The following is a 25,124-nucleotide window of genomic DNA, read 5'->3' as shown; positions in this document are numbered from 1 at the left end:
AGCGCCTTCCGGCCTGCTGTCACGCTCCCGCTCTGTCGCTACGGCAGGCCGGGAGCGTTTTTCCAGGCGGGCCGGTTTCTTTCTCTCTCCTTCGCCGGGCCAGGCGGGCAACGCGCACGTGCGCGTGTTCCGCCACCGGGCAAGATCGTTGCGATGCTGACTACCTGGATTCTTCTGGCCGTGCTGCTGTTCTGGGCGGTGGGGGCCTACAACCGGCTCGTCCGGCTCCGCTCCGCGGCGATCCAAGCGTTCGGCGGGCTGGACGTGCACCTCGTGCGCATGACGAGCATGCTCGGCGAGTACGAGGCCGCGATGAGCCCCGCCCCCGAGGGGCAGGCCGAGTCGCGCACCGCGCTGTGGGCCGCCGCCACGCAGTTCGGGGCCTGCCTGGCCGTGGCGCGGGCCCGGCCGCTCGACGCCGGAGCCGCAGCCGCGCTGGCGGCGGGGCGGGAGGTGCTGCAGAACGCCTGGGCGGCCATGGTGCGCGTTGCCCGCGAACCACGGGACGTGCCGGCCGATGCGCAGGGCCCTGCCGCGCAGGATGCGCCCCCCGTGCCGCAAGGCGATGCGCTGGCGCTGTGGGAGCAGCGCTGGCAGGAGCTGTCCGCGCAGAATGCCCAGGCCATGGGGCAGTTCAATGATGCCGTGGCCGTGTACAACCGCGCGATCGGCCAGTTTCCAGCGCGGCTGCTCGCGTGGCTGTTCGGCTTCCATGCCGCGCGGCCTTTGTGATCGGCGCGCGCCTTCCGTTCGCCCGCTCCCCCTCTCTTTTTCCCATCCATCGCGGCCCGCCCGGGCCTTTGCCCATGCCACCGTCCGATCCGCGCGCTTCGCGCCCCCGCCCCTCCATGGAACCCGTCGCCCTGTGGCGGCAGCTCGATGCCGTTGCCGATGCGCTGCTGGCCGTGCGGGGTGGGCAGTCGGGCACTGCCGCGATGGCCGCGGTGGACCCCGCGCTGCGTGCCGGCGTCCAGGCCTTGCTGTTCCAGGCCTTGCGGCAGTTGGGCCGCGCCGAGGCCCTGCGGGCGTTGCTCGCGCCGCGCCGGCCCAAGCCCCGGGTGGATGCACTGCTGTGCACGGCCCTGGCGCTGGGGTGGGCGCCCGAGCTGGCGCCCTATGAACCGTTCACCCTCGTCAACCAGGCCGTGGAGGCCGCCAAGCGCCATCCCGCCACGCGGGGCCAGGCGGCGTTCGTGAATGCCTGCCTGCGGCGCTTTCTGCGCGAGCGCGATGCCCTGGTGGCCGCGACCGATGCCGATCCGGTCGCGCGCTGGAACCACCCGGCATGGTGGATCGATCGATTGCGCCAGGACCATCCCGGGCACTGGCAGCAGATCCTGCACGCCAACAACGGCCACGCGCCCATGGCGCTGCGGATCAATCGGCAAAAAGTGGACCACGTCGCCTATTTGGCTGCATTGTCTGCTATTGATTTGGTAGCAAATGGAGTGGGCGATGCCGGCGTCGTCCTGCAGACACCCCAGCCGGTCCAGCGCCTGCCCGGCTTCGCCGAGGGCTGGGTGTCGGTGCAGGATCTGGCCGCGCAGCAGGCGGCGCCCCTGCTGCTGGCGGGGCTGGACCTGGCCCGGCCGCTGCGGGTGCTCGATGCCTGCGCCGCGCCCGGCGGCAAGACCGCGCATCTGCTCGAATACGCCGGCGCGGCATCCCCGGTGCGTGTGACCGCGCTGGAGATCGATCCCGTGCGCAGCACCCGCATCGACGAGACCTTGCAGCGCCTCGGCCTGCGGGCCCAGGTGCTGGTGGCCGATGCCGGGCGTCCGCAGGACTGGTGGCAGGATGCCTCGGGCGGCGAGCCGTTCGATGCCATCTTGCTGGATGCGCCCTGCACCGCCTCGGGCATCGTGCGCCGGCATCCGGACGTGCGCTGGCTGCGCCGGCCGTCGGACATCGCGCAGCTCGCGGGGCAGCAGGCCCGGCTGCTGGCCACGCTCTGGCCGCTGCTCAGGCCGGGCGGCCGGCTGCTGTACTGCACCTGCTCCGTCTTCCGCGCCGAGGGCGAGGACCAGGTGCAGGCGTTTCTTGCGAACAACACTGATGCCGATTTGCTGCCCTCGCCCGGACATTTGCTGCCCGCAGAGCCCGGCAACGGCGGCGACGTCCCGGAGAATCGTTCTGGTGAGCATGACGGATTCTTTTACGCACTTCTGGGCAAGCGTCCTGGATGACCTCCGCGCCGGGCGCGGCGGGCGACGGCGCGGGCGGGCCCCGCTCTCCGGCCGGGTGGGCTGGCTGCATGCGTTCGCGGTGTGCGTGGCGCTCTGGCTCGGGGCGGCGATGCCGGCGACCGCGCAGACCGGGGGCGACGTGCCCGAGTTGCGGCTGGATGCCTCCGACAGCGGCCTGTACCTCTCCGCCGTCACGCGTTTCGAGTTGCCCGATCTGGCGGAGGACGCGCTCTTCAAGGGCATCTCGGTCTATTTCATCGCGGAGGCCGACGTGCTGCGGGAGCGCTGGTACTGGTCGGACAAGACCGTCGCCAGTGCCGTGCGCTATCTGCGGCTGAGCTACCAGCCGCTCACGCGCCGATGGCGCCTCAACCAGTCGTCCGTGCCGTTCGCCCACAGCGGCCTGGGCGTGGTGCTGGGCCAGAGCTACGATGAACTCGGAGACGCGATGGCCGCAATGCAGCGCATCTCCCGCTGGAAGATCGCCGATGCCGATGAGATCGACCGGCAGGCGGCGCACGTCGTGCATTTCCGCTTCCGGCTCGACATGTCGCAACTGCCCCGGCCGTTCCAGATCGGCGCCATGGGCCGCAACGGCTGGGATCTGACCCTCTCGCGCACCGAGCGCCTGTCTGCGGAGCCATAGCCATGCCCACGACTCCCCCGCCCGGACCCGTGTCCGGAACCGAGGCCGCGGCGGCCCGCAGCACCCGCCAGACGCGCGCCGCCCGCTGGGGGCTGGGTGTGGGCGTGGCCATCATGGGCGCCATCGGCCTCGTGCTGCTGTTCCTGCTCACGGTGTCGACCAACCACCGGGCGCTCTACGAACGCAACTACGCATGGCTCTTCGGCCTGAACGTGCTCGTGGCGCTGCTGCTCTTCGCCGTGCTGGTGTGGGTGGCCGTGCGGCTGGCGGTGCGCCTGCGGCGCGGGCGCTTCGGCAGCCGGCTGCTGGTCAAGCTCGCCGGCATCTTCGCGTTCGTGGGGCTGGTGCCCGGGCTGCTGATCTACGTGGTGTCCTACCAGTTCGTCTCCCGCTCCATCGAGAGCTGGTTCGACGTGAAGGTGGAGGGGGCGCTCACTGCGGGCGTGAGCCTGGCCCGCGCCACGCTCGACACCCTGGCGAGCGACATGGCCGCGCAGACGCGCGCGGCCAGCGTCCAGCTGGCCCAGGTGCCGGATGCGGCGGCGGGCCTCGTGCTGGAGCGCATCCGGGACCAGCTCGGCGCCACGGACGTCGTGCTCTTCAGTGCCGCCGGGCAGCCCATCGCGAGCGCCGGGCAATCGCGCTTCGAGCTCAACCCCGAGCGCCCGGCCGCGCCCTTGCTGCGCAACGCGCGCCAGCAGCGCTCGGCTTTCCAGATCGAGGGCCTGGACGACGTTTCCGACCCCAACGCCGTGCAGAACGCCCGCGTGAAGACCCTGGTGGCGGTCGGATCGGCCAGCGTCGGCCTGCTGGCCGAGCCGCGCTATCTGCAGGCCACCCTGCGCCTGCCGCAGGTGGTGGTGGCCAATGCCGTGGCCGTTCAGGAGGCGAACCGCGAGTACCAGGAGCGCGCGCTGGCGCGGGGCGGCCTGCGGCGCATGTACATCGGCACCCTCACGCTCAGCCTGTTCCTGGCCGTGTTCGGCGCGGTGCTGCTGGCCGTGCTGCTGGGCCGGCAGCTCGCGCGGCCCCTGCTCGTGCTGGCCGAGGGCGTGCGCGAGGTCGCCTCGGGTAACCTGAGTCCCAAGGCCGTGCTGCAGACCAGCGACGAGCTGGGCGGGCTCACGCGCTCCTTCGCGGTCATGACGCAGCAACTGGCCGATGCGCGCACGGCCGTGGAGCGCAGCATGGTCGAGGTCGATTCGGCGCGGGCGCGCCTGCAGACCATCCTGGACAACCTCACGGCCGGCGTGATCGTGCTGGATGCCCAGGGCCGCATCCGGTCCACCAACCCCGGCGCTACGCGGATCCTGCGCGCTCCCATGGCCGCCTTCGAAGGCCGGCCGCTGGCGGAGGTGCCCGGGCTGGCGTCCTTCGCGGCCGCCGTGCAGGCGCATTTCGACGCTTTCCTGGGCGACCGGGAGCAGCATGGCCTGGACCACTGGCAGCATCCATTCGACCTGCACCCCGCCACCGCCGCTGGCGCGGCGGATTCGGGGCACGGTGGCCATCCCGGCCATGGCACCAGCCTGGTCGCCCGGGGGGCGGAGCTGCCCGATGCCCTGCGGCTGTTGGTGTTCGACGACATCTCCGAGATCGTCTCGGCCCAGCGCGCGCAGGCCTGGGGCGAGGTGGCCCGGCGCCTGGCCCACGAAATCAAGAACCCGCTCACGCCCATCCAGCTCTCGGCCGAGCGGCTGGAGATGAAGCTCGCCGGCAAGCTGGGCGCGGCGGAAGAGGCGGTGCTTGCCAAATCGGTCAAGACCATCGTCGAGCAGGTGGACGCGATGAAGCGCCTGGTCAACGAGTTCCGCGACTACGCGCGCCTGCCGGCGGCGGAACTGCAGCGGCTGGACCTGAATGCGCTCGTGGCCGATGTCCTCCATCTCTATGGGGCGGAGAACGCCACCGTGCCCGTCGAATCCGAGCTGGACCCGCGGTGCCCCCGGATCGCCGGGGACGCGCAGCAACTGCGCCAGGTCATCCACAACCTGCTGCAGAACGCCCAGGACGCGAGCGAGCAGAGGGCGCGTGAGCAGGGTGTGCCCGCGGCCCCCGTGCGCATCGCCACCCGCTGGAGCGAAACCTCGCGGCGCGTGCGGCTCACGGTGAGCGATGCCGGCACCGGGTTCCCGGCCAACATCCTCCAACGGGCCTTCGAGCCGTATGTCACCACCAAACCGCGGGGAACCGGCCTGGGGCTGGCCGTGGTGAAGAAAATCGCTGATGAACACGGGGCGCGGATCGATCTTTCCAATCGTGTGGACGATGGTGTGGTCCGGGGCGCGCAAGTGTCGCTATCATTCGCCCCTGAAACCTCCGTGGTGCATTAACAACAAGTTACACGCAGCAAGACGCAGCATACGAACACATGGCAAACATATTGGTGGTCGACGACGAACTCGGCATCCGCGACCTGCTGTCCGAAATCCTGAACGATGAAGGCCACAGCGTGGATCTGGCGGAAAACGCCACCCAGGCCCGGGTCGCCCGCGCCACCAATGCCTACGATCTCGTGCTGCTCGACATCTGGATGCCCGACACGGATGGCGTATCCCTTCTCAAGGAATGGGCCACGGCGGGCAGCCTGACCATGCCGGTGATCATGATGAGCGGCCACGCCACCATCGATACCGCCGTCGAGGCCACGCGCATCGGCGCCTTCTCGTTCCTGGAAAAGCCCATCACCCTGCAAAAGCTGCTCAAGGCCGTGGAGCAGGGGCTGGCCCGCACCGCCGCGCCACCCGCCAATGCCCCCGTGGCGGCCGCAACGGCGTCCGTTCCTGCGGCGGCCCTGCCGCTCTCCTCGCTGGATGTGGTGCACATGCCTTCGGTCGCGGCCGCCATGGTCCAGGCCGTGGCGAACAGCGGCCCCAATTCCCACCAGGGCTTCGATCTGGACCGTCCCCTGCGCGAGGCACGCGACGGCTTCGAGAAGGCCTATTTCGAGTTCCACCTGGCCCGCGAGGGCGGCTCCATGACGCGCGTTGCGGAAAAGACGGGCCTGGAGCGCACCCATCTCTACCGCAAGCTGCGCCAGCTGGGCGTGGATTTGGGGCGCAACAAGCGCAACCAGTAGGCGATTTCAAAAAAATCGCGGCTTTGGCCAGAGGCGCTGTTTTTCTGGCTATAATTCAAGGCTTAGGCCCGGTAGCTCAGTTGGTAGAGCAGCGGATTGAAAATCCGCGTGTCGATGGTTCGATTCCGTCCCAGGCCACCAAACATTCTCAAAAGCCCATCCATCGTGATGGGCTTTTTTGTTTCCGAGGCCGGTGTGTAGCCCGGGGATGGGGGCTTGTGCGGGGCTTTGAAGACCGCGCGCAACCGTTGAGCCATACACAGGCTGAGAGCCGAGCCTGTTTTTTGCCGGGAGTCTTTCCGCCTCAGCGCCACGGCTTCGATGGGGCTTGCCGGGCAGGAGAAGATACCGGGGCCGCCTTGTGTAGAAATTGGCCATGGGGTTTTTTCAGGAGCGGGGCGGCAGTTTTCGCGCATCTGACGGGACTCCACGCGCATGCCTGTGCGCACGGTCGTGATGGGCATCCCCGCAGCTGCGGCGGCATGGCTGCCTGCGATCGGGAGCGCATGGCGCCCGTGCTGCACATATGTGAGGGCGGGGGACGGAGGGGGGATTTCCCCGTTTGCAGGCGCGCAGGCGCACTACCATCGGTGCTCGCCCGTCAGGCCACCATGCCGGCCTGACCGGGCTCCTCAGCCCTTTGCGCACGGACGAGGCGGCCCGATTTTTTCTGCCAACGACCAAGCATCCGACCATGAAGATTCCGACCCTGCCGTTTACCGTGACCGATTGGTCCGCCGTGCCCGCGACCGAGCACCCGGGAGAAAGCGGCATGGCGCTCTGGCGCACCCAGACCGTGGGGGATGTGCGCATCCGTTGCGTGGAGTATTCCGCCGGCTACCTGGCAGACCACTGGTGCGACCGGGGGCATGTCCTGCTGGTGCTTGAAGGCGAACTGGAAACGGAATTGAAGGATGGCCGGCGGTTCACGCTCACGGCAGGGATGAGCTACCAGGTTTCAGATTTCGGCGATGCGGCGCATCGTTCATCGACCCAGGTGGGCGCCAGGTTGTTCATCGTGGATTGATGCGGTTTCGCAATCCAGGAGAGGGCTGCGCGGCTTCGCCGTGTTTTTCGTCCTGATCGCAAACGCAAATCTGTGCGGGGCGCCGGAAGGGCGTGCCTCGCCGCAAATCGCAAATGGGCCCTGAAGCCGTCAGTGCCGGTACCCCGGGTCGATGCGGTCCAGCCTGCGGATCAGCGCGGGCCATGCGAAGCCGCCGCCCATCCCGCCTGTCTGTACTTTCATCGCATGCCCCACGCCCTCGATGATGGCCGGGTCCACGGGCACGAGATCATTGCCGCCGGCCTGGGCCGCGATCTGGATCTGGCAGGCGCTCTCGAAGGTGTACATCGCCAGGAAGGCGTCGGCCACCGTTTTGCCGCAGGTGAGCAGGCCGTGGTTGCGCAGCATGAGGAAGTTGGCGCGGCCCAGGTCGGCCTGCAGCCGGGCTTTCTCGTCGTCGCGGATCGCCACGCCTTCGTAGTCGTGGTACGCGAGCGAGGCCAGCACGAAGGTGGATTGCTGGCTGATGGGCAGCACGCCCCCGCGCTGCGCGCTCACGGCCACGCCCGCGCGGGTATGGGTGTGGAGCACGCACTGCACGTCCTGGCGCACGGCATGGATGGCGCTGTGGATGACGAAGCCCGCCGGGTTCACGGGGTGGGGCGAGTCGATCACCTTGCGGCATTCCATGTCCACCTTGACCAGGCTGGACGCGGTGATTTCGTCGAACATCCAGCCATAGGGATTGATGAGGAAGTGGTGCTCGGGGCCGGGGATGCGCGCGCTGATGTGCGTGAAGACGAGGTCGCTCCAGCCGTGCAGCGCGACCAGCCGGTAGCACGCGGCGAGATCGACGCGCAACTGCCATTCCTCGGGCGATACGGAGCGCTGCAATCCGGCATCGGCGGGTGCTGTGGGCATGGGTCTCTCCTCTTTCACGACAAGCGGCGGTGCCGCGCACTGTAGGCCGGCGGCGGCGCGCGGCGTGTCCAGCAGATGACACGGGATCCAGGGCGCCGGCCGCGCCGGTCCATTGTGCTTCGCGTTACCGTGCGGCGCGTGTGTCTGGCATACAGTGGCTGGCATGGACGATGCCACCTATACCCGATCCCTGAATCTTGCCGGTGCCACCAATTTCCGCGATCTGGGCGGCTATGCGGGCCGGGACGGGCGGCGCGTGCGGTGGCGGCGCATCTTCCGCTCCGACCACCTGGCCGGGCTCACGCCCGAGGATGCGCGCGCGGTTGCCGCGCTGGGGCTGCGGCGTGCGGTGGATTTCCGGGGGACGCACGAGCGGGCCACGCTGCCCTATGCCTTGCCCGACGTGGCCTACCACGCGCTGTCGATCGAGCCCATCGTGCTGCAGCGCATGAAGGAGATGGCGCTGTCGGGCCACGAGATGACGCCCGCGGTCGCGACCGAGCTGATGCGCGACACCTACCGTGCCTTCGTCGCGAGCAACGCGCCGGAGTTCGCCGCGCTGTTCACGCATCTGCTGGAGAGCGATGCGCCGCTCGTGTTCCATTGCACGGCGGGCAAGGACCGCACGGGCTTCGCGGCCGCGATGATTTTGCTGGCGCTGGGTGTGCCGCGCGATGTGGTGATGCAGGACTACCTGCTCACCAACGGCCTGTATCGCCGGCCGGCGCAGTTGCTGGGCTCGGCGCCCGACGAGGTGCTCAACGTGCTGTGGCGCGTGCAGGAGGATTTCCTCGATGCGGCGCTGGATGCGGTGGATGCGGACCATGGCGGCGTGGAGCGCTATCTGGAGCGCAGCCTGGGCGTGGGGCCGGTGGAGCGCGAGAGGCTCATGCAGCTCTATCTGCTGCCCCGGGCTTGAAGGGAGCCGTGCAGCGGAGCCGCGGGCCGCGCGCACGGGCATGAAAAATGTCCCCACGCTCTCCCGCTTCGCGGGGTCGCTGCCCCCCGAGGGGGTGTTTTTCATCTTGGGGCGGCCCGGCGATGAAAAAAGCCGGTGCATCGCACCGGCTTTCGTGTTCAGCGCACCGCGCTCCGGATGGACCTCAGAGGGTCGCGTCCTTGAGCTTCTTCAGCGCGCGGGTCTTGATCTTGACCGATGCGGGCTTGGCGGGGAACCAGCGCTCGGTGCCCGTGAAGGGGTCCTTGCCGAAGCGCTTCTTCTTGGCGGGCACTTGCTGCAGGCCGATCTTCATCAGGCCGGGCAGCGTGAATTCGCCGGCGCCCTTCTTGTGCACCGCGCCCAGGATCGTGGCTTCCAGCGCGGCCAGCACGGCCTTGGCGGCCTTGGGCTCCACGCCCGACTGCTCGGCCAGGTGGGCGATCAGGGAGGTCTTGGTGAACGTGGCCTTCAGGGGCTTGAGCGCGGCGGGAGCGGCCTTGGGGGCTGCGGCCTTCTTGGCGGGCGCCGCCTTTTTCGCGGGAGCGGCCTTCTTGGCCGGCGCGGCGGCCTTCTTCACCGCGGGGGCGGCGGCTTTCTTGGCCGGAGCGGCGGCGGTTTTCTTTGCAGTTGCCATGGTGTCGGTTTTCTCGTGTATGAAGTGATGAAGGTTCCAGACAGAGGCTGGTCGGCGGATTCTAGGGGGTTTGCCGGCCCGTGGTGCGGGTTGCAGGCGCATACACCGCTGCAAAGGGCATGAATGCTGGCGCCGGAGCCCGCGATGCGCGTGCGCCGTGCCTTGCCGGGCCATGTGCCCACAGGCCGCGCGGGCACTGGGGCGGCCGCGTTGGTGTGCCCTGGCAATCGCGTTAAGCTGCATCCACCGTCCGCGCCGTGGCAGACCCCGTGGAGACTCGGAGGCGACGGGCGCAACCGCGTGCACCCTGGTGCACCGCACCGAAGGAAGAATCGGCCATGAGCAGCAGCAACCCCCCCCATGACACCTCCCCGTTCGGCTTCGGCCGTTTCGTGCCGGGCTTCGATTTCCTGCAGAACCTCGCCAAGGGCGCGGCCGCGGGCATGCCGCAGATGCCTCCGCTCTCGGGCTGGGTGGCACCCACGATCAGCGTGGAGGAGCTGGACAAACGCATCCAGGAGTTGAAGGCCGTGCAGTTCTGGCTGGAGCAGAACTCCCGCGCGCTGACCGCCACGGTGCAGGCGCTGGAAGTGCAGAAGATGACGCTGTCCACGCTGCAGGGCATGAACGTGGCGATGGGCGATCTCGCGAACGCCTTCACATCGCGCGCGGCCCCCGAGGCGCCGGTCCCCGAGCGGCCTGACCCGTTCGCGCGCCCTGCCGCCGCGCCGGCACCGGCCGCCGAAGAGGCCGCGCCCCCATCCGGGCCGCCCCCGTCCGGCGCAGCGGACCCGGCCGGCGAGCAGGAGGCCCGGCCCGGCGTGGTGGACCCCTTGCAGTGGTGGTCTGCGCTCACGGGCCAGTTCCAGCAGATCGCGGCGAACGCCATGAGCGACATGTCCAGCCTTCCCTCCATGGATGCGACGCGCGACATGGCGGCCGGGGCCCTGAAGACCGCGACGGACATGGCCACGCAGTTCGCCGCGCAGGGCATGCAAGGCATGCAGGATGCCGCGCGCAAGGCTTCGGCCGGCGCGCCCCCGTCGTCACCATCCCCCGCGCGCCCGGCCAGGTCCGCGCGGCCGGCGAAGCCCGCGAAGGGCGGCGCGGCGGCCGGTGCGTCCGCCGCGCCGCAGAAGGCGCCGCGCGCGAAGGGCCGGGCCGCGACGGCGCCGGCCCCCGCCGCGGCGCCCAAGCCCCAGGCGCGCCGCGCGCCGCGCGGCTGACGGGTGGGGCCGGCCATGAAGCTCTTCCCCAACGGCCATGCCACCCATCCGCAGTGGCGCATGGGCGCATCGCTGGTGCTGGCCCAGCTGCGCGCGCAGATGGCCCTGCCGCACTACGCCAGCGCGCCCACGCTGGGCCTGCTCTACATCACCGACCACTACGCGGACGAGGCCGAGGCGCTGCTCGATTTCCTCTCCGCCGAGCTGCCCGAGGTGACCGACTGGAGCGGCACGGTGGGCGTGGGCGTGGCGGCCAACAATGCCGAATACTTCGACGAGCCGGCGCTCTCGGTGATGCTGCTGGACCTGCCGGCGGACCAGTACCGCGTGTTCTCGGGCGTGGCGCCGCTCGCGCGCAGCGGCGCGGCGGGCGGGGGCTTCGTGCCGCACACCGCGCTGGTGCATGCCGACGGCGAGACGCCGGACCTCGCGGAGCTGGTGGCCGAGATGTCGGACCGAACGGCCTCGGGCTACCTCTTCGGCGGCGTCGCGGCGAGCCGCTCGCGCAGCGTGCAGTTCGCGGTGGGGGGCAACGGCAACATCGCGGGCCAGGGCGCGGCGCGCGGCGTGTTCGGCGGCGGGCTCTCGGGCGTGGCGTTCGGGCCCGGCGTGGGGCTGCTCTCGCGCGTCACGCAGGGTTGCCAGCCGGTGGGCCCGTTCGCGGAGATCACGCGCGCGCAGGACAACGTGGTGCTGGAGTTGGACGGCCAGCCCGCGCTCGACGTGCTGCTGGGCACGCTGGGCATCACGCTCGACGGCGATCCGCAGCCCGCGCTGCGGGCCCTGCGCGCCACGCTGGCGGGCCTGGTGGACGCGGGCGTGCAGCCCACGGGGCGCACGGGGCATTTCGGCACCGACGTGCGGGTGCGCCACCTCGTGGGGCTCGATCCGCTGCGCCAGGGCGTGGCGCTGGCCGAGCGGGTGGAGGAGGGCATGCGGCTCGCGTTCTGCCAGCGCAACGTGGCAGCCGCGCGGGCCGACCTGATGCGCATCTGCGCCGAGATCCGCGAGGAGCTTGCGCCCGAGGCGCAGGAGCCCGCCGCCCCGCCGCCCCCGGCGGGCGGCGAGCGCGCGGCGCTGATGCAGGCCCTGGCGCATGCCACCGACGGCATGCCCGAGCGCACGATCCTCGGGGCGATCTACGTGAGCTGCTCGGGCCGGGGCGGTCCGCATTTCGGCGGGCCCAGCGCGGAGCTGCAGATCGTGCGCCACGCGCTGGGCGACGTGCCGCTGGCGGGCTTCTTCGCGGGCGGAGAGATCGCCCACCATCGGCTCTACGGCTACACGGGCGTGCTCACGGTGTTCACCTGCGAGGGCTGGCGCGACTGAAAACCGTGCCGCAGGCTGCGGCTTCAGGTGTTTCAGGCGTCATGTCGCCGTAAATACTCAATAGTTTGCTATTGAAAATGTAGCGGATGCGGTGGCGCTTCCCGCCGGGGCCGTGCGTCACGCCGCCGCCAGTGCGGCCCGCCCGCCGCGCTCCAGGCCGGTGAAGGCGAAGTCCACCTCGGGCGCGAGCCCGCTGACGATGCGCGCGATGGAGCGGCCCGAGCCGCAGGCGTGCGTCCAGCCCAGCGTGCCGTGGCCGGTGTTGAGGAACAGGTTGGGCAGCTTCGTCCTGCCGATGAGGGGCACGTTGCCGGGCGTGGCCGGGCGCAGGCCGGTCCAGAACTGCGCCTGGTCCATGTCGCCCGCGCCGGGAAAGAGCTGCTCCACGCGCCGCATGATCGCCTCGCAGCGCACGCGGTTCAGGTCGCGCCCGTAGCCGCCCAGCTCGGCCGTGCCGGCGATGCGCATGCGGTCGCCCTGCGCGCCGGTGTAGCGGGAGAACACCAGCTTGTGCTCGTCGTCCGTCAGGCTCACCTCGTAGGCCGCCATCGGGTCGCGCACGGGCAGGGTCACCGAGTAGCCCTTGGCGGGGTAGATGGGCAGGCGCAGGCCCAGCGGGGCGGCCAGCAGGGGGCTGAACGAGCCCATGGCCAGCACGTAGGCGTCGGCTTCCACGCGCTCGAAGCGGCCCTCGGCGTCCGTGATCTCCACGTGGTCGATGCGGCCGCCGGCCGCGCGCAGCGCGGTGGCGTGGCAGCCGAAGCGAAAGTGCACGCCCGCCTGCCCGGCCCGCAGCGCCAGCTCGCGCGTGAAGGCATGGGCATCGCCCGACTCGTCGGCCGCCGTGTAGGTGGCGCCGGCCAGCCGGGGGCGGATGTGCGCCAGGGCGGGCTCGATGCGCACGGCCTCGTCGGCGCTCACCACGCGGCGCTCGCAGCCGAGCTGGCGCATCTGCTCGGCCGGGGCGAGGGCCGCGTCGAACTCCCGGGCATCGGTGTAGAAGTGCAGGATGCCCTGGGTGCGCTGCGCGTAGTCGAGCCCCAGGTCGCGGCGCAGCTGCTGCAGCGTCTCGCGGCTGTAGGTGCCCAGGCGCACGATCTGCCCGATGTTGTGGCGCGTGCGCGCGGGCGTGCATTCGCGCAGGAACGCGAGGCCCCAGCGCCACAGGCCCGGGTCGGCGCGCAGCCGCAGGAGCAGGGGGGCATCCTCGCGGCCGAGCCATTTCAGGACCTTGAGCGGGGCGCCGGGATTGGCCCAGGGCTCGGCGTGGCTCACCGAGATCTGGCCGCCGTTGGCGAAGCTGGTCTCGGCGCCGGGCGCGGCCTGGCGGTCGATGACGGTCACTTCGTGGCCGAGTTGCTGGAGGAAGTAGGCGGAGGTGGTGCCGAGCAAACCGGCACCGAGAACGGTCACGCGCATGGTGTCACAAGCCTTTTTCAAGGGATGTCGAGGCAAAGCGTGCGCTGGCTGCTATGAATTCAATAGCAAACAGCCGGCGGCCGCGAAGCCTGGCTGCCGCTCCCCCTGTCCTTGGTACCTGAGAGATTCACCCCGCGCGACCTGCGCGGGGCTTGCTCCTTCGGTGCGCCACGTGGCGTGGCGGCTCTCCAGACGGCCGTGATGGTGTGCAGTACGGGACCTGAGCGTGCATGGGAGTTTGCGCCTTCGGTGGAACGGGTGGGCCCGTTCGCTCTCCTGCGGCGCTCATTCTAGGGCGTGTTCCGGCGTTCTTCCTACCCCGCGGGCGGTGCCGGGCATCAGGCCCCCTCATGCACAATGCCCTGCGCCCCCATGCAAGAAGCCCTCCGCGACTATTTCCTGGAATCCGGTGCCCGCCACCATGCCGATGCGCGCCACGTGCTGCTGCACGCAGGGGACGTGGCGCAGCGCCTCTACCTGATCGAGCAGGGGTGCGCGCGGCTCTATCTGATCGATGCCCAGGGGCGGGAGACCAGCACCCAGTTCTTCTTCGAGGGCGAGGTGGTCTGTTCGCTGGAGAGTTTCCTGACCGGCCGCCCGAGCGCCCTGTTCCTGGCCACCATCGAGCCCTGCCGCCTGCGCGTGGTGGACGGGGCGGCCATCAAGGCGCTCGCCGCGGCGGACGCCACGCTGCAGGCCGATCTGCAGGCCCTGATGCAGCAGCGGCTCATCCATTACGTCAACCTCTACGCGAGCGCCATTGCCGACTCGCCGACCGAGCGTTACCGCGCGCTGCAGGCAACGCACCACCAGCGGCTCGATCGCATTCCCCTGCACATCCTGGCCGCCTACCTGGGCGTCAGCGCCGTGCACCTCAGCCGGATCCGTCGCAAATTGAGGGAATCCCCGCCAGCGCCTGGCCCCTGAACCTTTGTTAATGACGGCGTGCCGCGCACCTTTCACCATCGCTGCATCACACCACTGCCGATGGAGCGCACATGCATACCCTGGTCATCCTGGCCCACCCGTATTCCAAGAGCTATTGCCACGCGCTGTACCGGCGCGTCGTGCAGCAGCTCGAAAAAGCCGGCCACACCGTGGACCGCCTGCACCTGGACGAGGAGAACTTCGATCCCGCCATGCGGGGCGCGGATCTGGCCGTGTATGCCCGGGGCCAGAGCGCCGATCCGGCCGTTTCCCGCTACCAGGAGCGCATCGACGCGGCCCGGCAACTGGTTTTCATCTTCCCCATCTGGTGGGAGGTCATGCCGGCGCTGCTCAAGGGCTTCATCGACAAGGTGTTCACCAAGGGCTGGGCGTATGAGCCTGCCCGGTTCGGCATGAAGGGGCACCTGACCCACATCGAGCGCGCCGTCGTCGTGACCACGATGAACACGCCCAAATGGGCCTACCGCTGGCTGTACGGAGACGCCGTGCAGCGTGCCCTGGTGCGCGGCACGCTGCGCAAGTGCGGCGTGCGCAAGGTGGAGTGGGTGGCCCTGTCGCCGGTCAGCCATGCCACGGATGCCAGGCGCCAGGCCTGGCTGGACCAGGTGGCTGCGATGTTCGCGGCGTAGCGGGCGCCCGCGCAACGGGCCGCCGGGGCGCACCTTGCGCGGCGATCAGTCGATGCTGATCCGGGCGTCTTTCACCACCTGCGCCCATTTGGCGCGGTCCTGGTGCACGGTCCGGGCGAACTGCCCGGGCGTCTCGATGCGCACCGTGTTGCCCTGCGATTCGAAGCGCTGGCGGATCTCGGGCTGCTCCAGCACCTCGCGCAGCGCGGCGTTGAGCCTGCGCACCACGGCGTCGTCGGTGCCCCGGGGCGCGAAGATGCCGAACCAGATCGAGCTGTCGAAGCCCTTCGTGCCGGGCAGGCCGCTCGACGCGATCGTGGGCACCTCCTTCACGGCCGCCACCGGCCGGGCCGTGGTCACGCCCAGCAGGCGCACTTTGCCGGCCTGGTAGTGCGGCAGCACGGTCTGCACCTGGTTCATGATGCAGCAGGTCTCGCCGCGCACCACCGAGGCGATGGCCTCGGGGCCGCCCTTGTAGGGCACGTGGACCATGTCGAGGCCCAGCCGCGCGTTGAACTCGGCGAACGCCATGTGCGTGCCCGCGCCGTTGCCGGTGGAGGCGTAGTTGTACCGGCCGGGGTGGGCCTTCACGGTTTCGACGAATTCCTGCAGGGTCTTCGCGCCGATCACGTCGGGGTTGATGGTGAGCACGTTCGACACGTCGATGAGCGTGCCCACGGGGGCGAAATCGGTCTCCACGTCGAAGGGCAGCTTCTTGTAGAGCGCGGCGTTGCTGCCGTGCGTGGCCGCCGTGCCGAAGACGAGGGTGTAGCCGTCCGGCTTCGCGCGCGCCACGGCTTCGCTGGCGATGTTGCCGGCCGCGCCGGACTTGTAGTCGATGATGACCGGCTGGCCGAGCTTCTGGCCCAGCGGCTCCTGCACGGCGCGCGCCACCACGTCGATCCCGGAGCCGGCGGGAAATCCCATGACCAGGGTGATGGGCTGGCGCGGCCAGCCGGTGGCGGCGTCGGCCGTATGGGCCGTGGCCGCAAGGCCGGCGGCCCAGGCCGCGACAGCGAGCGTGGCGGCGGCGGGCCAGGAAGAGGAGAGGTATCGGCGCATCGGGAGATCCTTGGGGGAGGACGGCTGCGGGCCCGGGGATGCCGCCGCCGGGGCGGCCCCCCGTTGCCCGGGCCATGGATGCGCCATTGTGGGCAAGGCTTCATGCCGTGCCCCTATATCGATATGGCCCCGGCTGGGCCGGCTCAGCGGCGGTAGGGGTTGTCGGGCCGGCGGTCGTAGCGGTTGGGAACGCCGTCGCCGTCGCGGTCCCAGCCGCCGCGGCGCATTTCCCAGCGTCCGTCGTTCTGCACCCAGGCCGGCTGGCGGTAGGCATAGCCCGGCCGTGCGCGCAGCCAGTGGCCCGGCACCCACACGTGGCGATGGCCGCGCCATTCCCAGTGGCCCTGTTCCCAGACCATGCCGCGCCGGGGCGGCGGCACGCGCTCATAGCGCGGGGCCGGCGGCGCCGGATATTGCACCACCATGGGCGCGGCGGGCACGTATTGCGGGCCGGACTGCACGATCACCGTGGCGCTGGTGGCCGCGCGGGCCGCGGTGGTCACGGTGCCCAGGACCGAGGCCAGGGCGATGGAGGCGGCGGTGAGGGAGAGGGCCTTGCGGGTGGTCATGGAGGTCTCCTTGTGAAGCGAAGGGATGGCGGGCGGTGCGTGGCATCCGCTCGCCATGTCGCCATCTTCCGGGCGCTTCGTCAAGCCCGTGTCGCCACTGCGCGAAGCAGTGTGAGCAGGTGTTTCGGGGCCGCGTCAGCCCGCCTTGGCCAGCTCGGGCCAGATCGATGCCCAGTCGTGCGGGCGCAGGTCCTGGCGCGTGACGCGGCCGTCCGTGGCGTGTTCGATGGCCACGCAGTTCGGGGGCGACGGCATCCGCCGGGCATAGCCGTGCTGCCATTGCCGGATCTGCGCATCGCTCTTGATGGGAGAGCCATACTGCGCCATTCGGAACCGCAGTTCGCGCACGCTCAGGGCATCGTGCAGCTGGAGGTATTCGTGCAGCGTCATGGTGTCCGCAGCATGGAAAGTAGCAATTGCTCTGGATTCTATTTTTGGAAAGTAGCATGCGCAACTGTAGCGCGTGCTACTTTTCGAGCCCATGGACGAAACCGCGTTGCAACTCTATCGGCGGCAGCGGCTTGAGCAGGCCGTGGCCCACCTGACGGGCGGCAACGTGACCGCGCTCGGGCGCATGCTGGGCTACCGCGATGGCGCTTTCGTGCGCCAGATGCTGTCCGGTTCGCGCGCCGTGTCGGACAAGACCGTGCGGGCCATCGAGGCCCTGCGCGGCATGCGGGGCTGGTTCCATCCCGCCGCGTCCGCGCCGGTGCACGCCGGCGAGCCGGCCCATCCGTACGCGAACCCGATGAATGCCTCCGCCGTGGCCGATGCCGTCCTGCTGCTGCCCGTGCAGCCGCAGGCCGTGCTGCGTTGGCGTGGCGACGCGGAACGGGCCACGGCCTCGGGCCGCCATGCCGGGGGCGGGGACATCCCGTCCGTCGCGCTCACCCACGACTGGCTGGAGCGCCGGGGCCTGCGCGCGCGGGACCTGATCGCCGTGGCGATCGGCGACGACAGCATGCAGCCCTCGCTGCATGCCGGCGACGTGGTGACGGTGGACACGCGCGAGCCCGCGCCGGCCGATGGGCGGGTGTTCGTGGTGGACTACGAAGGCGCGTGCCTGGTGCGCCGCGTCGTGCGCGACAGCGGCGCCTGGTGGCTCGCGGCGGAGAACGCGCTGCGCTTTCCGCGCAAGCAACTGACCGAGCCCGCCGCGCGGCTCATCGGCCGCGTGGTGCACGTGCACAGCGAGACGCTGTGAGCGCCGGGCCCGCGCCCCTGCCGTCAGGGGGTGGTCGTGCGCAGGGGCAGTGCCGCCTTGGCGGCCCACACGCCCTGGCGCAGGCCCTTCTTGCTGTAGAGGCCCTGGAGGTAGTCCACCTGGTAGTCCTCGTGCAGCGGTAGTTCGGTGAACTGGAAGCTGCTGCGGTCGATCAGTTTCGTGGTGTTCGCGGCCGCATCGTAGCGGCCGATCTCGAAGACCGGCTCCTGCAGGTGCTGGAGGTGGGACATGCCGTCCGTGAGCAGGATGAGGGCGCCGTCGGCCACCGCCACGGCTTGCTGGACGATGGTCATGCCGCAGGACGTGACCAGTTGCAGGTCCAGGGCCTTCGCCTGCGGCCCCAGTGTCTGGCTCAGGGTGTTCATGGCGTTCGCCGCGACCTGCTTGGCGTGGTCCAGGCACACCTCCAGCCCCACCGTCATCTGGTCCCAGTAGATCAGGTTGTCCAGGTTCTGGTCGGGGTTGAGCTGGAAGCTGTAAGTGGTGGACGGGTCGAGGTTGGCGTGCCAGTCCTGCGGCGGACCGTCGATATGCGAGATGTAGTGCTTCTCCATCAGGACGTAGGGCACGCTGGCATCCTGGCGGGCGCGCTGGCCGCGCAGCATGATCGCGGTGTTGAGCAGGTTCAGGCGGTGGGCGTCCTGCATGGGCAGCACAGAGCAGACCGTGCCCGCGACGATGAGCCAGTCCCGGAACAGCGACGAGCCCAGGATCGCGCCGTACAGCGCCTCGGCCAGCACGTAGCGGGCATCCTCGGGATATGAGCCGAAACTCGTGTCGCGCAGGAACTGGACGTTGTCGGTCTCTTGCCGGGATGCCTTGCGGAAGTAGAACTCCGGTGCGATGAAGACCTTCAGTGTCCTGCCGTCCGTCATGCCGTCCAGGTTCTGGTAGGTGGTGGCGGTCCAGAAGAGCACGTTGACCAGGCGCTGGGCGCGCGCCTGCAGGTCGGGGTCGTCCAGGCGGATGCGGGGCGCGCCGCTGGAGGGTTCCACTTTGCCGGGCGGCGTGGGGTAGAAGGTGGGAACCATGTAGCTCAGCGGCAGGATCGCGGTGTAGGCGGCGGTGTTCTGCAGGATTTCTTCGATGGTGATGGGCACGGAGACCTCTCTTTCTCTCTTGGGGGATGGGGGAAACGGGGCGCGGGCATCACGCGACCTGCTTGAGCAGCCAGTAGATTTCCTTGAGGGTCTGCAGCGCGATGGTCTGGTCCTCGGCCGGCACCTGCGCCAGCGGCAGGCCCTGCGAGACGGAGACGCCGGGCACCACGGTGATGGGCACGCCATTCGTGTCGGTGGACAGGGGCCGGGGCTCGGGCACGCCCGCGAAGCTGTGCCGCAGCAGCGAGACGGCCATGCCCAGCGCGATGAGCGCGAGCACCGCGAGCACCGTGACGATCACCTTGATGGGCGGCACCGGAATCTTCTTGATGAGGCTGGCGATGAACATCACCGCCATCAGGCAGTCGATGTTCAGCGGCGAATTCAGCACGCGCACCATCTCCGTCTGCACCAGCAGCCCGGCCTGCTGCAGGAACTCCACCGCATAGCGGTGTTGCCGCACGACCACGGGCACCGGCACGCTGCGCGCGTCCAGGGTGTTGTCGTCGGCTTGGTAGGCCACCCGGCTCCAGCCTGGCGCGATGGGCTCGGGCTGCGACAGCCGCAGCCAGCCCAGGTCGCTTTGCGGCAGCGTGATGTCCTCGGTGGGGGCCTGCACGATGAAGAAGCTCGCGGGCGCGCCCGCGGCGCCGGGCCAGGCGGCCTGCGTGCAGGCGGTGGGAAAGGCCACGACCACCACCTGCTCCGGCAGCGGGCGCCATAGGGGATCGGGGCGCGGCATGGGGGTTCCGCTGCGCGCGTCAGCCGGCATGGCCCCGGGCCATGGTCGTCTCGTACAGCGCCAGGCTCTGGGTGATCGCGCTGGCGCTCAGGGCCAGCGACCCGAAGATCAGCGGGGAGGGCTGCTCGCTCTGCAGCACCTGCACCATCAGCGTGTAGGACGCCTCGGCGCGCGGAAGCGCCACGGCGTTCAGCGCGCCCGCCGCGGCGAGCGGCGCATCGACGATCGAGCCGGTGGCCGCCATGTCAGCCCCCTGGCGCGGGAGGCAGGTTGTAGAGCTTGCGGATGTAGTCCAGCACCTTGTTGTTCTCTTCGGTGATGATGCGCATCTGCTCGTCGGCATTGCCTTCCACGCCCAGCAGGGCGATGTTCGTGGCCACCTTGGTCATCGATATGGCGATGTCCTCGACGGCCTTGCCCAGTTCCTCGATGGATTCCGGCTGGCTCATGGGGCGGCTCCCTCGGTGGCGTGTTCCTGCGTGGCGGGCGATGGCGGCAGGGCGCTGGCCGCCGGCGTCCAGCCGTCGGATTCAGCCATCCGCGTGACCACGGAGGAGTTGACGAACTCGATGCACTGCGCGAACGGCTTGGGGCCGAGCACGCAGTCGTGGTCGTCCTGGATGGTGGTCGATGCCAGCACCGAGAGGACGCCCGTGCCCTTGTTGCGGATCACGTAGTAGTCGCCGCTGCTCAGCGCCGCGTCGAAGCCGCTGCGCAGCCGGCCTTCGATCTGGGCCATGAGCAGGCGGTTGTGCTGCTCCATGGGCGCCATGGGTTGGGTGGTGTGTTGCATGCCGTTGTGCTCCTGCTGGCCCCCGCGCTCAGCGGCCGGAGAACGACCCGATGACCGCCCTCAGGTCCGCGAGCGCCTGGGCCGTTTCGTTGTCGGTGAACGCCGCCACGCTGGACCGCGCCGTGACGGGCTGCAGGTCTTGCACCTGGTTCACGGCCTGCGCCAGGATCGAGTAGTGCAGCCGGTTCATGGCGTCCTGGCGGGCGACCTGGTTCTGCGCGCTCAGGTTGTTGCTGGTGACCTGATTGGCGTAGGCCAGGTTCGACAGGTTCGCGGGCTGCTGTGCCGTGGCCACGCCGGTCAGCGCGACGGCCTCGGTCACCTCGCCGGGCAGGCCCTGCGGCTGGTTGGCCACCTTGATTTCAATGCTTCCCATGTTTGCTCCCTCGCAAAGAAGCGGGGCAGCCTGTGGGCCGCCCCGCTGTCACCCTTGGACGTTTACCGGCCGGTGGGCTTGACCTTGATGATCACGCCCCGGTTCTCGATAACGATCTGGATATCTTCCTTGGCGATGCTGCCAGGGATCAGGATCGGCGTGAGCTCCGGTGGCACGACGACCATGTCGCCTTCCAGCCGCAGGCCCACGTCGATCAGTCCCCTGAGCCGCTTCAGAAGCCCCCCGGGCACCTTGCCGCCCGCGCCGGCGAACGCGTCCACCACGGCCTTGAGATCGGCGATGGTCTGCGCGAGCTCGTCGTTCGTCAGCACATCCACCGCGGAGCGGGCCTCCAGGGGGCCGATGTTGCTGATCGTGTTGGTGGCCTTGGCCACCAGCGGCAGCCCCAGTTCGCCGACCGCCCGCTGGTTCGACACGGCGTTCTGCTGCCCCAGGTTGTTGGTGGTCACCACGTTGGAGTACGCGAGGTTGGACAACATCGCCGGCTGCTCCGAAATCGCTTTCAGATTGCCGATCGCGACCGCACTCACCACTTGTTCGTCAAGCATGTTCTGCCCTCCGTTTCAGGCCCGATGAGACCCTGTTTATCAACCCTTGAAGGCCTGCAGCGTGGCCTTCATGTCGGCGATGGTCTGCGCCAGCTCGTTGTTGGTCAGGATGTCCACGGCGGAGCGGGCTTCCAGCGGGCCGAGGTTGCTCACCGTGTTGGAGGCCTTGGCGACGATGGAGATGCCCAGCTCGTTCATGGCCTGCTGGTTGGCGACCGCGTTCTGCTGCGACAGGTTGGTGTTGGCCACCGTGTTCGAGTAGGCCAGGTTGGACAGCATCGCGGGCTGTTCCGAAATCGCCTTCAGGTTGCCGATGGCGACTGCGCTCACTACTTCTTCGTTCAAAGCCATGGTGTTTTCTCCTCGTTGATCAGATTGGTGTGTGAAATGGCGGCTAACCTACCGCCGCCCCGGGATGGGGAGGATGTTTTCCGCTCCCGTCCGGGCGGACGGGGCGAAGCGCATTCGGTGAAGTCGGCAGGCCCGGGCGTCAGCCTTTGCCGGCGGGCTTGTTCTGCATCTGCAGCAGATCCATGTCGCGGATCAGCTTCTCGACGTCCTTGACCATCTGGTCGATGGCGCCCTGGTTCTTGCAGTTGTCGATCATGGCGATGCTCTTGGCCGTGGCGGCCATCTGCACCTGGTTCATGGCCTGCTGCTGGCTCAGCGCGATCTGCTGCTGCATGTTCTGGTTGAAGATCTGCTGCGCCAGCGCGAGGTTCGCCAGGATGGCCGGCTGCTCTCCGATGGATTTCGCGTTCGATATCGCGATGGCCTGGATGACCTCGGCCGGAAGCGAATCTGGCATGGAACCCTCCAATGAATTTGATGTTTTGTCGCGGCGATCTTTCGAGCCGGAAGGCATCTTATTTCCGGCTTCCCGCACGGAAAAGTATCGTTACGGTTAACCGCCCGGGCCCGTTACCGTAACAAGGCCCGGGGGGCCGCGCTCCCTCTGCGCGATACCTGGATTTCCGTGCTTCGCAGGCCTGCGTATCGGGCCGGCCGATACCCCTGTTTCCCCGTTTGTTACTTCCCGATTCGTGCGAAGCTTTTGCGGGAGCCTTTTCCGGTTCCATGCCGGACCGCGCCGTGCGGGAGGGGTGTGGCGCGGGGCTGCCTCACAAAAGACCAAGTAGTGCAATTGATGAGGGACACACTGTGAAACAGGGTATCGAGGGAATCAAAGACGACGAGATCCGGACCGCGTGCAACGCGATCCTGGCCAGCGATGCGTTCATGAAGGCGCACCGCATGCAGCGCCTGTTGCGCTTCCTCGTGGAGCAGGCGATCACGGGCGAGAGCCGCAACACCAACGAATACGCGATCGGGATCGAGGTGTTCGACCGGGAGCCCGCGCGCTTCGTTCCGGCCGAGGACCCGATCGTGCGCGTGCAGGTGGGGCGCCTGCGGCAGCGGCTGGAGGTGTATTACGCGGCGCACGAGCCCCCGGACGGCATCGAGATACGCGTTCCCGTCGGCACCTACATGCCCGCCATCCGGCGCTGGAGCATCGCGAAGGACGACCCGGAGCAGTCCCGCCTGCTGATGGTCCAGCCCATCCACTACATCGCGGAGCGGGGGGACGGGCAGGCCTTCGCACACGGCCTCTATGAGGAGCTGCTGGAGCAGCTGTTCAAGTCGTTCGGCACGGTCTTCATGGCGCCGGGGGCGCCGCCGGAAGTGGCTGGCGGCAGGGCTACGCCGCCGCGCCGCCTGGGCGCGCACCACTGTATCGAGAGCAGCGTCCGCATCGATGCCCAGCGCATCCGTGCGTCGATCCGACTGGTGGACCCCTCGCTGCGGCGCATCACCTGGGCGCGCAATTTCGATCGCGCCATCCAGTTCGGCATCGACCAGCAGGAAGAGCTGGCCACCTGCATCTGCAGCGCCCTGCGCCAGAGATTCCTGCGCTGACGGGGGCTTCGCTTCTGGCGCCTGCGGGCTCAGTTCGTGAACACCTTTTCAGCGCCGCATCGCGGTAAATACCTCGAACTCCCAGCGGCGCATGGCCAGCAGCACGGTGTAGCCCTCGCGCTCCGCCTCGGGCAGGCGCTGGTCGGACAGATGCTGCTGCGCGAAATCATGGGCCACGCGCTGGATGCGCTCCTGGAAGGCCGGCGCCAAGCTGCGGCTGATGGCGCCGTGCACCATCAGCACGCCCTCGCCCGGCCCGCCGAAGCTGCCGCTGAAGTAATCGAGCAGGGCATGGTCGCGGAAGTAGTGCATCACCGGGCCATGGGGGCGCCAGCGGAAGGTCTTGGCGAGCTTGAGCCGGTAGCGGTTCAGGGGCCGCAGCTCGATGATGCCGATGCGGTCGAGTTGCGCGAGGTATTTGATGCCCTCGGCCTCCGAGAGCCGGTAGGTGCCCAGGATCTGCTCCAGCGTCCACTGGCTCAGCACGCAGATGGCCATGAGCAGCATCTTCTTGTCGGCCACCACGGCGCGCTCCTGCTCCAGCGTGAGCTGGTCCAGCAGGGGCTGGCTGTCGGCCACGCGCCGCGCGAGGTCCGCGAAGTCCAGCCGCAGTGCGCGGCAGATGGCATCGATGCGCGACAGCGGCATGTCGCCCTTGGCCAGCATGCGCTTGACGCTGGACTCGGCCATGCCCAGGGCCTGGGCCAGGTCGGCATAGGTCATGCGGGCGGCCTTGAGTTCCTTCTTGAGGGCGGCGACGAGGTCGGCGGTGGTGCTCATGGGTATCGATTATGGATACTTGGGGAATCGACTGGGTGTGCAGGTGCCGATGGGCGATGCTTTGCCGCCTCTGGCTCGTGAGACTGCCGGCCTGTCGCCACCACGGCTTGTCGCCCAGGATTTCCATGCACCGCTTTCCCGCTTCTCCATCCACCGCGCCGCAAGGGCTGCTTTCGCGCCGGGAAGGCGCGCTCTGCGCCGCGTTGTTGGCCTGCCTGGCCATCGCCCTGGCCGGGCCGTTCATCGCTCCTGGACCGCAGGCGCATGCCTACGCGGACCAGCGCACGCTCTGGGGCCTGCCCCACGCCATGGACGTGCTCACCAACCTCCCGTTCGCGGTGCTGGGCATCGCGGGCCTGGCGCGCCTCGTTGCACGCCTGCGCGAGGGAGCGCTGCGCGCGGCCACGGCCGGCGCGGTGGGGGTGTTCTTCGCGGGGTTGGTGCTCACGGCCGCGGGTTCGGCGCTCTACCACTGGCAGCCCCACGGCGCCACGCTGCTGGCCGACCGCGCGGGCATGCTCGTGGCCTTCGCCGGCATGCTGGCGCTCGCGGTGGACGAGCGCATCGGCGCCCGGGCCGCCGCCCTCACGGCCCTGGTGGTGCTGGCCGGCGGAGGGGCGGCGCTGCGCACCTGGGGCATCACCGGGAACCTGTGGCCCTGGGGCGTGTTGCAGGGCGGCGGCATGCTGCTCCTGCTGGCGCTGGCTGCCGATGCGGCGCGGGAGCGCCGCGCGGGCCACGCGCCGCTGCCGGGGCGCCTGGGTTTCTCGCTGGCCGCGGTGATCGGCTGGTATGCGCTCGCGAAGGTGCTGGAGGCGGCCGATGCGGCCGTGTTCGCGGCCACGGCGCACCTCGTGTCGGGGCACAGCCTCAAGCACGTGGCCGCAGCGCTGGCCGCGTGGCCGCTGCTCTCGGCGCTCGGGCCCGGGCGCTACTTCGCGCGCTGCGAGCGCGGCACGCCCTGGCGGGGCCGCCGCGAGGGCACAATCCCGGCCAGCGCAAAGGCGCGATGATCCACGACACCCCCC

General features: G+C 69.5%; 30 protein-coding genes, 1 tRNA gene and 1 riboswitch. Of the genes, 15 read left to right on the top strand and 16 right to left on the bottom strand.

Going from position 1 to position 25,124, the window contains the following annotated elements:
• Positions 1-153 precede the first annotated feature (153 nt).
• The 7 genes from AX018_RS16580 (at position 154) to AX018_RS16550 (ending at position 6,938) form a co-directional block, all read left to right on the top strand.
• The gene (locus AX018_RS16580; RefSeq protein ID WP_111879362.1) at positions 154-732 is read left to right on the top strand and encodes a LemA family protein; all 579 of its coding nucleotides are present in this window, start codon (positions 154-156) and stop codon (positions 730-732) included.
• Between the two features lie 116 nt (positions 733-848).
• Positions 849-2,186: a 16S rRNA (cytosine(967)-C(5))-methyltransferase RsmB gene (gene rsmB, locus AX018_RS16575; protein WP_245951603.1), complete on the top strand. Its 1,338-nt coding sequence runs from the start codon at positions 849-851 to the stop codon at positions 2,184-2,186.
• 109 nt (positions 2,187-2,295) lie between these two features.
• Positions 2,296-2,832 (top strand): DUF4390 domain-containing protein, encoded by a 537-nt coding sequence (locus AX018_RS16570; RefSeq protein ID WP_245951607.1) that lies wholly within the window; start codon positions 2,296-2,298, stop codon positions 2,830-2,832.
• A gap of 2 nt (positions 2,833-2,834) precedes the next feature.
• Entirely contained in the window at positions 2,835-5,165 is a 2,331-nt protein-coding gene (locus AX018_RS16565) for a sensor histidine kinase (RefSeq protein ID WP_111879357.1), read from the top strand.
• 38 nt (positions 5,166-5,203) lie between these two features.
• Complete coding sequence (locus AX018_RS16560; RefSeq protein WP_111879355.1) at positions 5,204-5,911, top strand: response regulator; 708 nt, start codon at positions 5,204-5,206, stop codon at positions 5,909-5,911.
• Between the two features lie 65 nt (positions 5,912-5,976).
• Positions 5,977-6,052 (top strand) — tRNA-Phe (locus AX018_RS16555).
• A gap of 553 nt (positions 6,053-6,605) precedes the next feature.
• Entirely contained in the window at positions 6,606-6,938 is a 333-nt protein-coding gene (locus AX018_RS16550) for a DHCW motif cupin fold protein (RefSeq protein WP_111879352.1), read from the top strand.
• Between the two features lie 129 nt (positions 6,939-7,067).
• On the opposite strand, the gene AX018_RS16545 is transcribed toward AX018_RS16550, so the two are convergent.
• Positions 7,068-7,838, bottom strand: coding sequence for a class II aldolase/adducin family protein (locus tag AX018_RS16545; protein WP_111879349.1), 771 nt, complete (start codon positions 7,836-7,838; stop codon positions 7,068-7,070).
• Between the two features lie 163 nt (positions 7,839-8,001).
• Here AX018_RS16545 and AX018_RS16540 point away from each other — a divergent pair, with 163 nt between their 5' ends.
• Positions 8,002-8,757 (top strand): tyrosine-protein phosphatase, encoded by a 756-nt coding sequence (locus AX018_RS16540; RefSeq protein ID WP_111879413.1) that lies wholly within the window; start codon positions 8,002-8,004, stop codon positions 8,755-8,757.
• A 184-nt stretch (positions 8,758-8,941) separates the two neighbouring features.
• Here AX018_RS16540 and AX018_RS16535 read toward each other — a convergent pair whose 3' ends face one another.
• A complete protein-coding gene (locus AX018_RS16535; RefSeq protein WP_111879346.1) occupies positions 8,942-9,412 on the bottom strand; it encodes an HU family DNA-binding protein in 471 nt (156 codons plus the stop codon).
• Positions 9,413-9,750: 338 nt separating this feature from the next.
• Between AX018_RS16535 and AX018_RS16530 the strand changes: the two genes are divergently transcribed.
• Both AX018_RS16530 and AX018_RS16525 read left to right on the top strand, forming a co-directional pair.
• Entirely contained in the window at positions 9,751-10,638 is an 888-nt protein-coding gene (locus tag AX018_RS16530; RefSeq protein ID WP_111879344.1) for a PhaM family polyhydroxyalkanoate granule multifunctional regulatory protein, read from the top strand.
• A 15-nt stretch (positions 10,639-10,653) separates the two neighbouring features.
• A complete protein-coding gene (locus AX018_RS16525; protein WP_111879341.1) occupies positions 10,654-11,967 on the top strand; it encodes an FIST signal transduction protein in 1,314 nt (437 codons plus the stop codon).
• A gap of 117 nt (positions 11,968-12,084) precedes the next feature.
• On the opposite strand, the gene AX018_RS16520 is transcribed toward AX018_RS16525, so the two are convergent.
• The gene (locus AX018_RS16520; RefSeq protein ID WP_111879338.1) at positions 12,085-13,386 is read right to left on the bottom strand and encodes a D-amino acid dehydrogenase; all 1,302 of its coding nucleotides are present in this window, start codon (positions 13,384-13,386) and stop codon (positions 12,085-12,087) included.
• A gap of 95 nt (positions 13,387-13,481) precedes the next feature.
• Positions 13,482-13,588, bottom strand: a riboswitch (glycine riboswitch).
• 170 nt (positions 13,589-13,758) lie between these two features.
• On the opposite strand from AX018_RS16520, the gene AX018_RS16515 reads away from it, so the two are divergent.
• Both AX018_RS16515 and AX018_RS16510 read left to right on the top strand, forming a co-directional pair.
• Positions 13,759-14,313 carry a Crp/Fnr family transcriptional regulator gene (locus AX018_RS16515; RefSeq protein WP_111879335.1) on the top strand — a complete coding sequence of 185 codons (555 nt, stop codon included), beginning with the start codon at positions 13,759-13,761 and terminating at the stop codon, positions 14,311-14,313.
• Between the two features lie 71 nt (positions 14,314-14,384).
• Positions 14,385-14,963 carry an NAD(P)H-dependent oxidoreductase gene (locus tag AX018_RS16510; RefSeq protein WP_111879332.1) on the top strand — a complete coding sequence of 193 codons (579 nt, stop codon included), beginning with the start codon at positions 14,385-14,387 and terminating at the stop codon, positions 14,961-14,963.
• Between the two features lie 45 nt (positions 14,964-15,008).
• Here the strand turns inward: AX018_RS16510 and AX018_RS16505 are convergent, their stop codons facing one another.
• The 3 genes from AX018_RS16505 to AX018_RS16495 form a co-directional block, all read right to left on the bottom strand.
• Complete coding sequence (locus AX018_RS16505) at positions 15,009-16,025, bottom strand: Bug family tripartite tricarboxylate transporter substrate binding protein (RefSeq protein ID WP_111879329.1); 1,017 nt, start codon at positions 16,023-16,025, stop codon at positions 15,009-15,011.
• A 143-nt stretch (positions 16,026-16,168) separates the two neighbouring features.
• Positions 16,169-16,594 carry a YXWGXW repeat-containing protein gene (locus tag AX018_RS16500; RefSeq protein ID WP_111879326.1) on the bottom strand — a complete coding sequence of 142 codons (426 nt, stop codon included), beginning with the start codon at positions 16,592-16,594 and terminating at the stop codon, positions 16,169-16,171.
• Between the two features lie 135 nt (positions 16,595-16,729).
• On the bottom strand, positions 16,730-16,984 hold the full coding sequence (locus AX018_RS16495) for a transcriptional regulator (protein ID WP_111879323.1): 255 nt from the start codon (positions 16,982-16,984) through the stop codon (positions 16,730-16,732).
• Between the two features lie 91 nt (positions 16,985-17,075).
• On the opposite strand from AX018_RS16495, the gene AX018_RS16490 reads away from it, so the two are divergent.
• Positions 17,076-17,798: a S24 family peptidase gene (locus AX018_RS16490; protein WP_111879320.1), complete on the top strand. Its 723-nt coding sequence runs from the start codon at positions 17,076-17,078 to the stop codon at positions 17,796-17,798.
• A 23-nt stretch (positions 17,799-17,821) separates the two neighbouring features.
• On the opposite strand, the gene AX018_RS16485 is transcribed toward AX018_RS16490, so the two are convergent.
• The 9 genes from AX018_RS16485 to AX018_RS16445 all read right to left on the bottom strand — a co-directional run bounded on the left by AX018_RS16485 (position 17,822) and on the right by AX018_RS16445 (position 22,207).
• Positions 17,822-18,919: a hypothetical protein gene (locus tag AX018_RS16485; RefSeq protein WP_111879317.1), complete on the bottom strand. Its 1,098-nt coding sequence runs from the start codon at positions 18,917-18,919 to the stop codon at positions 17,822-17,824.
• Positions 18,920-18,968: 49 nt separating this feature from the next.
• A complete protein-coding gene (locus AX018_RS16480; RefSeq protein ID WP_211322458.1) occupies positions 18,969-19,661 on the bottom strand; it encodes a hypothetical protein in 693 nt (230 codons plus the stop codon).
• Between the two features lie 19 nt (positions 19,662-19,680).
• Positions 19,681-19,905 (bottom strand): hypothetical protein, encoded by a 225-nt coding sequence (locus AX018_RS16475; protein WP_111879315.1) that lies wholly within the window; start codon positions 19,903-19,905, stop codon positions 19,681-19,683.
• A 1-nt stretch (position 19,906) separates the two neighbouring features.
• Entirely contained in the window at positions 19,907-20,110 is a 204-nt protein-coding gene (locus AX018_RS16470) for a Ras family protein (RefSeq protein WP_111879312.1), read from the bottom strand.
• Positions 20,107-20,454, bottom strand: coding sequence for a hypothetical protein (locus tag AX018_RS16465; protein ID WP_245951601.1), 348 nt, complete (start codon positions 20,452-20,454; stop codon positions 20,107-20,109). The genes AX018_RS16470 and AX018_RS16465 overlap by 4 nt, the downstream gene beginning before the upstream one ends.
• A 28-nt stretch (positions 20,455-20,482) precedes the next feature.
• Positions 20,483-20,830 carry a hypothetical protein gene (locus tag AX018_RS16460; protein WP_111879309.1) on the bottom strand — a complete coding sequence of 116 codons (348 nt, stop codon included), beginning with the start codon at positions 20,828-20,830 and terminating at the stop codon, positions 20,483-20,485.
• Between the two features lie 62 nt (positions 20,831-20,892).
• Entirely contained in the window at positions 20,893-21,399 is a 507-nt protein-coding gene (locus AX018_RS16455) for a hypothetical protein (protein ID WP_111879306.1), read from the bottom strand.
• A gap of 39 nt (positions 21,400-21,438) precedes the next feature.
• Positions 21,439-21,750, bottom strand: a complete 312-nt coding sequence (locus AX018_RS16450; protein WP_092956276.1) for a R body protein — start codon at positions 21,748-21,750, stop codon at positions 21,439-21,441.
• Positions 21,751-21,889: 139 nt separating this feature from the next.
• Positions 21,890-22,207: an FAD-binding monooxygenase gene (locus AX018_RS16445; protein ID WP_111879304.1), complete on the bottom strand. Its 318-nt coding sequence runs from the start codon at positions 22,205-22,207 to the stop codon at positions 21,890-21,892.
• 353 nt (positions 22,208-22,560) lie between these two features.
• Between AX018_RS16445 and AX018_RS16440 the strand changes: the two genes are divergently transcribed.
• Positions 22,561-23,316 carry a hypothetical protein gene (locus AX018_RS16440; RefSeq protein ID WP_211322457.1) on the top strand — a complete coding sequence of 252 codons (756 nt, stop codon included), beginning with the start codon at positions 22,561-22,563 and terminating at the stop codon, positions 23,314-23,316.
• A gap of 48 nt (positions 23,317-23,364) precedes the next feature.
• Here AX018_RS16440 and AX018_RS16435 read toward each other — a convergent pair whose 3' ends face one another.
• The gene (locus tag AX018_RS16435; RefSeq protein WP_111879301.1) at positions 23,365-24,096 is read right to left on the bottom strand and encodes a helix-turn-helix domain-containing protein; all 732 of its coding nucleotides are present in this window, start codon (positions 24,094-24,096) and stop codon (positions 23,365-23,367) included.
• 125 nt (positions 24,097-24,221) lie between these two features.
• Between AX018_RS16435 and AX018_RS16430 the strand changes: the two genes are divergently transcribed.
• A complete protein-coding gene (locus AX018_RS16430) occupies positions 24,222-25,109 on the top strand; it encodes a hypothetical protein (RefSeq protein WP_111879298.1) in 888 nt (295 codons plus the stop codon).
• Positions 25,110-25,124 lie beyond the last annotated feature (15 nt).

The organism is Paracidovorax anthurii, from assembly GCF_003269065.1.
In the GTDB taxonomy this organism is placed as follows: Bacteria; Pseudomonadota; Gammaproteobacteria; order Burkholderiales; family Burkholderiaceae_C; genus Paracidovorax; species Paracidovorax anthurii.
This window is presented reverse-complemented; position numbering and strand designations above follow the sequence as displayed.